At 69.3% G+C, this 8,075-nt stretch carries 7 protein-coding genes; 3 read left to right on the top strand and 4 right to left on the bottom strand.

The window, feature by feature from the left end; all coding sequences use genetic code 11:
* Nucleotides 1-142 precede the first annotated feature (142 nt).
* From AC2TEW_RS37735 to AC2TEW_RS37750, 4 genes are all read right to left on the bottom strand, one after another.
* Nucleotides 143-1,432 carry a cation:proton antiporter gene (locus tag AC2TEW_RS37735; RefSeq protein WP_484627722.1) on the bottom strand — a complete coding sequence of 430 codons (1,290 nt, stop codon included), beginning with the start codon at nucleotides 1,430-1,432 and terminating at the stop codon, nucleotides 143-145.
* A gap of 2 nt (nucleotides 1,433-1,434) precedes the next feature.
* Nucleotides 1,435-1,920, bottom strand: coding sequence for a cation:proton antiporter regulatory subunit (locus tag AC2TEW_RS37740; RefSeq protein WP_484627723.1), 486 nt, complete (start codon nucleotides 1,918-1,920; stop codon nucleotides 1,435-1,437).
* 124 nt (nucleotides 1,921-2,044) lie between these two features.
* Complete coding sequence (locus AC2TEW_RS37745; RefSeq protein ID WP_484627724.1) at nucleotides 2,045-2,740, bottom strand: transglycosylase family protein; 696 nt, start codon at nucleotides 2,738-2,740, stop codon at nucleotides 2,045-2,047.
* A 189-nt stretch (nucleotides 2,741-2,929) separates the two neighbouring features.
* On the bottom strand, nucleotides 2,930-3,697 hold the full coding sequence (locus tag AC2TEW_RS37750; RefSeq protein ID WP_484627725.1) for a GNAT family N-acetyltransferase: 768 nt from the start codon (nucleotides 3,695-3,697) through the stop codon (nucleotides 2,930-2,932).
* Between the two features lie 356 nt (nucleotides 3,698-4,053).
* Between AC2TEW_RS37750 and AC2TEW_RS37755 the strand changes: the two genes are divergently transcribed.
* The 3 genes from AC2TEW_RS37755 to AC2TEW_RS37765 all read left to right on the top strand — a co-directional run bounded on the left by AC2TEW_RS37755 (nucleotide 4,054) and on the right by AC2TEW_RS37765 (nucleotide 8,065).
* A complete protein-coding gene (locus AC2TEW_RS37755) occupies nucleotides 4,054-5,121 on the top strand; it encodes an LCP family protein (protein WP_484627726.1) in 1,068 nt (355 codons plus the stop codon).
* Between the two features lie 12 nt (nucleotides 5,122-5,133).
* Nucleotides 5,134-6,339: a mannosyltransferase family protein gene (locus tag AC2TEW_RS37760; RefSeq protein WP_484627727.1), complete on the top strand. Its 1,206-nt coding sequence runs from the start codon at nucleotides 5,134-5,136 to the stop codon at nucleotides 6,337-6,339.
* Between the two features lie 280 nt (nucleotides 6,340-6,619).
* A complete protein-coding gene (locus AC2TEW_RS37765) occupies nucleotides 6,620-8,065 on the top strand; it encodes an NF041680 family putative transposase (protein WP_484627538.1) in 1,446 nt (481 codons plus the stop codon).
* The last annotated feature ends 10 nt before the right edge of the window (nucleotides 8,066-8,075 follow it).

Consider the following 8,075-nt stretch of genomic DNA (forward strand, 5'->3'; position numbering starts at 1 on the left):
CACCGGCACCGGCCGCAAACGCTGGACCATGCGCCGGAAGCCCGCACTCCAGGCCTTCGACATCGCCTTCGACGGCCGACTCTCCATCGGCCGCCGGTAACTCACACAACACGAGATACACCAGTCGCTGGACACACCCCAGTCAGACGGCGGGCTCCTGCCCCTGGCCGTTGGTCGGGTCGTTCGAAAACGTCTGCTTCCGGTCGCCTGTGTACGGGACGAGGCCTATGACGGACCGGTCGGCGGTTGGTGTAGGACCGACGGGCCTGCGCCGCCGGAGAACCGAGGTGAGGTGTGTGGCGACCGGCTCCGTCCATCGTGCGGTGAGCGGGCCGATGACCACCAGCAGCAGAACGTAGGCGGTGGCCAGCGGGCCGAGCGCGGGCTGGACCCCGGCCGTGACCGCCAGACCCGCTATCACGATGGAGAATTCACCACGCGCCACCAGTGTGCCGCCCGCCCGCCAGCATCCGCGTGCGCCGATTCCCGCCCGGCGTGCAGCCCACCAGCCAGTTGCGATCTTGGTGACAGTGGTGACGACGGCCAGTGCGAGAGCGGGCACGAGCACCGGAGGGATGCTCGCCGGGTCGGTGCTGAGGCCGAAGAAGACGAAGAAGACCGCTGCGAACAGGTCACGCAGTGGACTGAGCAGGGTGTGCGAGCCCTCGGCGACCTCGCCGGACAGGGCGATACCCACCAGGAAAGCCCCCACGGCCGCCGACACCTGAAGCTGCTGGGCGATCCCCGCCACCAACAGGGTCAGGCCCAGTACCACCAGCAACAACTTCTCCGGGTCATCGTGCGAGACGAACCGTGAGATGACGCGCCCGTACTTGAGCGCGACGATCAGGACGGCGCCGGCTGCGGTCAGCGCTACGGCCAGGGTGATGCTGCCGGCCAGCAGCCCGGCTCCCGCCGCCAGGGCGGTCAGGATCGGGAGATAGACCGCCATGGCGAGGTCTTCCAGGACCAGGATGCTGAGGACCACCGGGGTCTCGCGGTTGCCCACCCGTCCGAGGTCACCGAGCACTTTGGCGATCACTCCGGACGAGGACAGCCAGGTCACACCTGCCAGGACCACCGCCGCGACCGGCCCCCAGCCCATCAGCAGAGCCAGCGCAGCGCCTGGCAATGCGTTCAGAACGAAGTCGACAACACCGGCCGGGTACTGGGTTTTGAGGTTGCGGACCAGGTCGGAGGCGGTGTACTCCAGACCCAGCATCAGCAGCAGCAGGACGACGCCGATCTCGGCGCCGGTGGTGATGAACTCCGTGCTCGCGTGCAGGGGCACCAGCCCGCCGTGCCCGAAGGCCAGGCCGGCGAGAAGGTACAGCGGGACGGGGGAGAGGCCGTAGCGGCCGGCCAGTCGTCCGAGCAGCCCCAACACCATGATGACGCAGCCGAGTTCGATGAAAACAGTGGCGGTGTGCACGGTCACTCCTGCCCGAGAAGCGCGGCGGCGGCGTGAACGCTCTCTCGCGGGCCGACGACGATCAGGGTGTCTCCACCGGCAAGCCGGAGATCATCGCGGGGAGAAGGCACGGCTTCGGTACGGCGCAGTACGGCGACGACGTGGGCACCTGTCTCGGCGTTCAGCCGGGCGTCGCCCAAATGCCGGCCGTTCCACCTCGAGCAGGCGGACAGCGTGATGCGCTCGGCTTCGACAGCCAGCGTGCCGCCGGCCAGCGAACGAGGATTGTGGTGAGCGGGGATCAGTGCGTCGGCGGCGAGCAGTGCCTCCTCACCGGTGAGATGAAGGAACAGCAGGCAGGCGTCGGGGTCGTCCCCGCGGTAGACGTTGAGGGTCCGGGTACCGTCATGGTGGGCGATCACCGACAGATGCCGGCCTTTGTGGGTGTTCAAGTCGTACAGGACGCCGATCCCGGGCATGGGGATCTCGCGCAATCGGGATGTCGGCACGGTCGGTCCTTTCGATGGGCTGCGGGCTCTCGCCGTGGTGGACGCAGGGAGTGCGCTGCCGCGGGGGCGGGGCACAGACATGTGTGGTCCACGGGACGGCGGCCGTCCCGTGGACCACGGAAGGTCAGATCTTCAGTTGCTGACCGGGCATGATCAGGTTCGGGTTCGCCCCGATGACGCTCTGGTTGGCCTGGTAGACCTGCTGCCAGGTGGTGCCGTGGGCAGCGGCGATCGCCGACAGGTGGTCCCCTGGCCGCACCGTGTAGACACCGGACGCAGGAGCGGCCGGGCTGGTCTTCTTCTTCTCCGCCTTCGGCGCGGGCTTGACGGGCGCGGTCTCCTTCGGCGCCTCGGGTGCAGGTGCCGGGGTCTGCGCGCCGTCACCGGGGGCGAGGCCCAGGTCCGGTGCGGGGCCGCCCTTGGTGAGGTCGGCCTTCACAGCACACGTGCCCCACGCCCCAGGGCCCTGGACTGCAAGGACCTTCTCTGCCACCGCGATCTGCTCCTCCTTGGTGGCCTGGTGGGCGAAGGCCTTCGTGCTGATGCCCTCCTTGAACGCGTTCCAGGTGCTGGGCGCGAACTGGAGGCCGCCGTGGTAGCCGTTGCCGGTGTTGATGGACCAGTTCCCGCTGCTCTCGCACGCCGCCACCTTCTCCCACGTCGCAACCGAGGCGGCATGGGCGGAGCCGGAGGAGAACAGGGGCAGCGCCACGCCGGCGGCGGCGACGCCGGCGACCATGGTCGCGCGGTTGGTCGCGCGGTTGGTCGCGCGGTTGACGGCGGTCGGGCGGCGATGTCGGGCTCGGGTCGAACGTGTCATGAATCGTCCTTTGTTCGAGGGGGTGCACCGGGACGAAGTGTGTTGGGCGGCGCTGCAGTCAGGTGGCGCCAAGGCCGGGGTAGTGAACCCGCGTGCCGGTCGTTCCCGGTTCCCGCCGGGGTCGTTCGTCGCGGCCGGTGGCGGGTGAACGATGAGGACGGCCGGACCTGCTCCGCTGAGCGGATGCCTTCACCCTAGGAGGGCGGCCGCTAACCGATCCCTAACCGCTGCCTGCGGGCCGGATACACCGACGGGAGAGCAGCCGACCTGGGTGAGCACGGCAGGTGCGGCGACGCGCCGCTCCGAGCGGCGCCGGGAGGACAGGAAGTCCTGCGCCAGGGAACGGACCATCGGCCATTCGCGGTCCAGCACCGAGTAGTGGGCGGTGTCGCGCACCTCGCCGTCCAGCCCGCGTGAGTGGGCGCGGTGCACCCCCTCGCACACAGCGCCCATGCGCTCCAACGCAGTGCAGGAACGCAGATTACGGGCATCGGCCTGGATGGATACACGCCGCACCTTCCAGACCTCGAAGGCGTGCCGGAACATCAGCAGTTTCGCCTCCGTGTTGATACCGGTGCCCCGGGCATCAGGGGACAGCCACGTCCCGCCGACACTCGTCGCGTCCGGGACGGCCCTCCGCACCTCGCCGACCGGCGGACCCGGCCGCGGCGGCCATTGGACCTCGCCCTGCCAGTAGTCCATCTCCTGGAACCGGGTGGATCCGACAACCGCGCCGTCCGAGACCCGCACCACCGTGAACGGCATCGACACGCCGACGAGTTGGTCAGCCAAAGCGGCCGACACGTAGGCCTGGGCACTGGTCGTATCGTGCGGGATGGGAGTGAACGGCCTGCCGCTCCGGCTGCGGGATCCAGCCTCGGCGAGCGCTCCGGCATGGCACAGGGCCATCGGCTCAAGCCGGACACGGGCACCTCGGAGAATGACGGGGACGGGCATCGGCGCTCCTTCGAGCTGTGCGGGTGCAGGGCGCCCGTGCGGGCGCGGGCCACCACTCAACCCGGTTCCCACCGACTTGTCCGAGGCCCTTCGGGCAGTCTTGAAGGCCGTGCTGCATCCGGTGGGAGGGCCGCACAGACCGGACAGCTGAGCCCTAACCCGTCGACAACCCCGCGGCAGCCGCACCCCGGCCGACACTGGCCCGAGGGGGTTCTCGAGCCGCGCGGACGTCGGGTGCGACCGCACCGAGTCCGACCCGGCACGAGGCCGTCCCCCGCCCGAGAGGAGGAAGTACAGTGCGCAGCCGCCCCCGCGGACACCGACCCGCGCCAGCTGCACCTTCCCTCGGGCCGCGGATGAGCCGCCGCGCCCGCGTGGCGGCCCGGCGACGGGCCCGGCGACGGCGCAGGCTCAGGTGGAGCTGTGTCCTCGTCGCTGTCACCGTTCTGCTCGGGGCAGGAGGAGCGGTCTGGGCCTACCGGCAGCTCAACGGCAACATCACAACGGCCGATCTTTCGTCCCTGCTCGGCAAGGACCGCCCCCAATCGCACACCAAGGCCGTGAACATCGCCCTGATCGGGTCCGACAGCCGAGCCGGTCTGGGGGACCAGTACGGCAAGGGGCTGGAGAGCGCACAGTCCGACACCTTGATGGTGCTTCACGTCTCGGCCGACCGGAAGCGAGCCACCGTGGTCTCCTTCCCCCGCGACTCCTGGGTGTCCATCCCCGCCTGCGACCTGGGCAACGGGACCCAGTCCCGGCCGCGCGAGTCGAAGATCAACCAGGCGTTCTCGCTCGGCAGCGCGCGCGGAGGCGTGGCAGGAGGCGCAGCCTGCACCATCAAGACCCTGGAGAAGAACACCGGTCTTCGGATCGACCATTTCGTCGAAATCAACTTCTCCGGGTTCAAAAGCATGGTCAACGCTCTGGGAGGCGTCGAAGTCTGCCTGCCTGAGGCCGTCCGCGACGCCAAGGCCCAACTGAACCTGCCGGCCGGGTGTCAGACCATCAAGGACGAGGACGCCTTGGCCTACGTCCGTGCCCGCTACAGCTTCGGCGACGGGAGCGACCTCGGGCGCATAACCCGGCAGCAGGAATTCATGGCGGCCATGGCGGACAAGGCCCGCAGCAAGCTCTACGACCCGACCGCCCTCTACCGGTTCCTCGAAGCAGCCACGAGCTCGATGACCACTGACAGCCAACTCGGAGGCCTGAAGGAGATCTTCAACCTCGCGAAGAGCCTCAACGGCATCCCGAAGGACCGGATCGTCTTCCTCACCGTGCCCAACGTGCCACGCTCCACGGTGGTCCCATCCGACAAGGCCAACGTCGTTTGGAAGAAAACCGAGGCCAAGAACCTCTTCGACGCCCTCGCCGCCGACCGACCCGTGAACGCCCAGGGCACCCCCCTGCCCGGCAGCTGACCCTGGACCCCCGTGCCGAACACCTACCTCCCCGCCAACCGCCCCGCCGTCAACCGCATCACCACACCGCCCCCGGCCCGGGGCCGACGGCTACGGCTGCTCCTGCGCAGAACCCGCCCCCTTCACCCCGGCCTGCTGACATACGCGGCCGCCACCACCGCCCAAATCGCGCTGTTGTGGCTGCTCAACCCGGCCGGCGGGCCGAGTGTCAGAGAACGACTTCTCTCCTGGGACGGGCAGCACTACCTCGAGATCGCTGCACACGGCTACCCCGGCGGACTGACCTATGACGCCACGGGTCAGCTCCAGGGCAGCAACCTCGCCTTCTTCCCGCTCTTCCCCGTCCTCGTCAGAGCCCTCCACACAGGCACGGCCCTGGATCTCGGCTCCGCGGCACTCCTCGCGGCCCACCTTGGGTTTCTGGCCGCGACCCTCGCCGTTCATGCCTTGCTCACCCGCCTCTACGACCGTCGTACCGCGACCGTCGCCACCGTCCTGCTCGCCAGCGCCCAGCCGATGGCCGTCACCTTTTCGATGGCCTACAGCGAGTCGCTCTTCCTGGCACTGGCAGCCGCAGCGTTGCTCGCAGTTCATCGCGGGTGCTGGCTGACAGCGGGGGCGCTGACCCTGCTGGCAGGCCTCACCCGGCCGGTGGCAGCGGCACTGGTGCTTGCCCTCGCGGTTGCGGCCGTCCTGCATCTCCGTGAGGAGCGCCGGCTTCACCCGCGTCCGCTGGCGGCCCTTGCCATGGGTTTCTCTGGATCTCCCCTCTACCTGCTGTGGGTGTGGCTCCGGACCGGGAGGCCGGATGGCTGGTTCGCCGTTCAGGAGGCCGGATGGAGTACCCACTGGGACGGCGGCGTCGCCCTTGTCCGATTCCTGGGTGAGACTTTCGTCCGCGCGGACGGCTGGGTACCGCTGAGCACTGCGTTTCTGCTTGTCCTTCTGACCGCGGCCACCATCGCCGCCTGGCGCCGGTCAGGCTGGCCGCCGCTCCTGGTGTACGGCACCGCAGTAGTAGTCCTGGCCCTGGCACAGAGCAACTTCTATCACTCGAAGCTGCGGTTGCTCTCTGTAGCGGTGGTCTTTCTCCTACCCGCCGCCAGGGCGCTGGCCCGGGCCAGGCTCCGTACCACCATCGTCATCCTGGCCGGCGCCGCGTTCTCCGGCTGCTGGTACGGAGCTCACATGCTGACGATCTGGCCCTACGCCGTTTGATGTGGGAGAGCACGGAGGAGACGGTGCGGCGCGCTGTGGATCGGCCGCCAGGCTGCCCGCACCAACGGCACCACTCCCAACCAGCGGATCGCTCGCGGTCCGGATCAGCCGCAGCTGGGCGTCGTGGACAACGCGAGCCTGAACTCATCGCTGAGCTTGGCGTTTAACCTCGCTGGTCACCCGACCTGCTAATCTGCGGTTTTTCCCGGGACAGCGGAGGCGGCCGTTCTCCACGCTTCGAGATGTCGAGTCAAGAAGCACGAGAGAACGGCCGCTGTCTATGAGTCTCCCTGTCGATGCGCCCGCAGGTGAGGCGTTGGGCCTGTTGTCCCGCTTTCGAGTCGAGTTCTACGAATCCCTGTACAGCCGCCCGGATGCGCTCTTCGAGCTCACGGACGCGGTGCTGTGCGCGGACGGGCCCGTGAAGACCCTGGTCGAGCTGTCGCTGGCCACCGAGCACCGGCGCGGGCACGGTGCCCTCTACTCGGCGTTGGACCAGGGCTGGCTGGAGCCGACGCGGCTGCGGCGCGCACTGGCGGGCCTGCCGCTGCCGAGGGCGGCCGACGGCCGGGTCGTCCTGGCCGTGGATGTGAGCAACTGGCTCCGCCCCGACGCCCCCACCAGCGACGACCGGCTGTTCTGCCACGTCTACGGACGCGGAGACCGCAAGACGGACCAGTTCGTGCCGGGCTGGCCGTACTCCTTCGTCGCTGCGCTGGAGTCCGGCCGCACATCCTGGGTCGCGCTGCTGGACGCCGTGCGCCTGGGCCCCGCGGACGATGCGACTGCCGTCACCGCCGCCCAACTGCGCGATGTCGTAGAGCGGTTGAAGCAGGCCGGGCACTGGCGGACAGGCGATCCCGAGATCCTCATCGTGATGGACGCCGGCTACGACGTTGCCTACCTCTCCCACGCCCTGAGGGACCTGCCCGTCGTGCTGGTCGGACGCCTGCGCTCGGACCGCGTCATGCTCCGCGACGCAGGCCCCGCCCGCTCCGGCCCGAAGGGCGGCCGGCCTCGTCGTCACGGGGGCGTCCTCACTTTCGCCAAGCCGGACAGCTGGCACCGGCCCGATGTCACCACAGCCACGGACACCACCCGCTACGGCAAGGCGGAGGCGATCGCGTGGGATCGGATGCACCCCAGACTCACCCACCGCGGCCCCTGGCTGGACCACGCGGAGGAGGAACTGCCGGTCCTGCACGGCACGTTGACGCGGCTGAAGGTTGAGCGCCTGCCTGGCGATCGCGACCCGAAACCGGTCTGGCTGTGGTGTTCCGCGACCAGCGCCACCAGCGTAGACGTGGACCACTGGTGGCAGTCGTTCCTCCGCAGGTTCGATCTCGAGCACACCTTTAGGCTCATGAAGCAGACCCTCGGCTGGACCGCCCCGAAGATCCGCCACGCGGACACCGCCGACCTGTGGACCTGGCTCATCATCGCCGCCCACACCCAGCTCCGCCTCGCCCGGCCGCTCGCCGAGGATCTACGCCGTCCCTGGGAGCGACCGGCCGAGCCCCGCCGCCTGACCCCCGCCCGAGTGCGGCGGGGGTTCCGCAACGTCCGCGCGACGGCGGCCTGCCCGGCGGCCGCGCCGAAACCATCCCGAGCCGGCCCAGGACGGCCTCCCGGCTCGAAGAACAAGCGCCGGGCGAAGCGCCACGACGTCGGCAAGACGGTCAAACGCGCCGAGTCGATCCAGGAACACCAAGCCCGACGACCATAAACGTCAAGCT

The organism is Kitasatospora sp. NEAU-CNBT7, assembly GCF_057220535.1.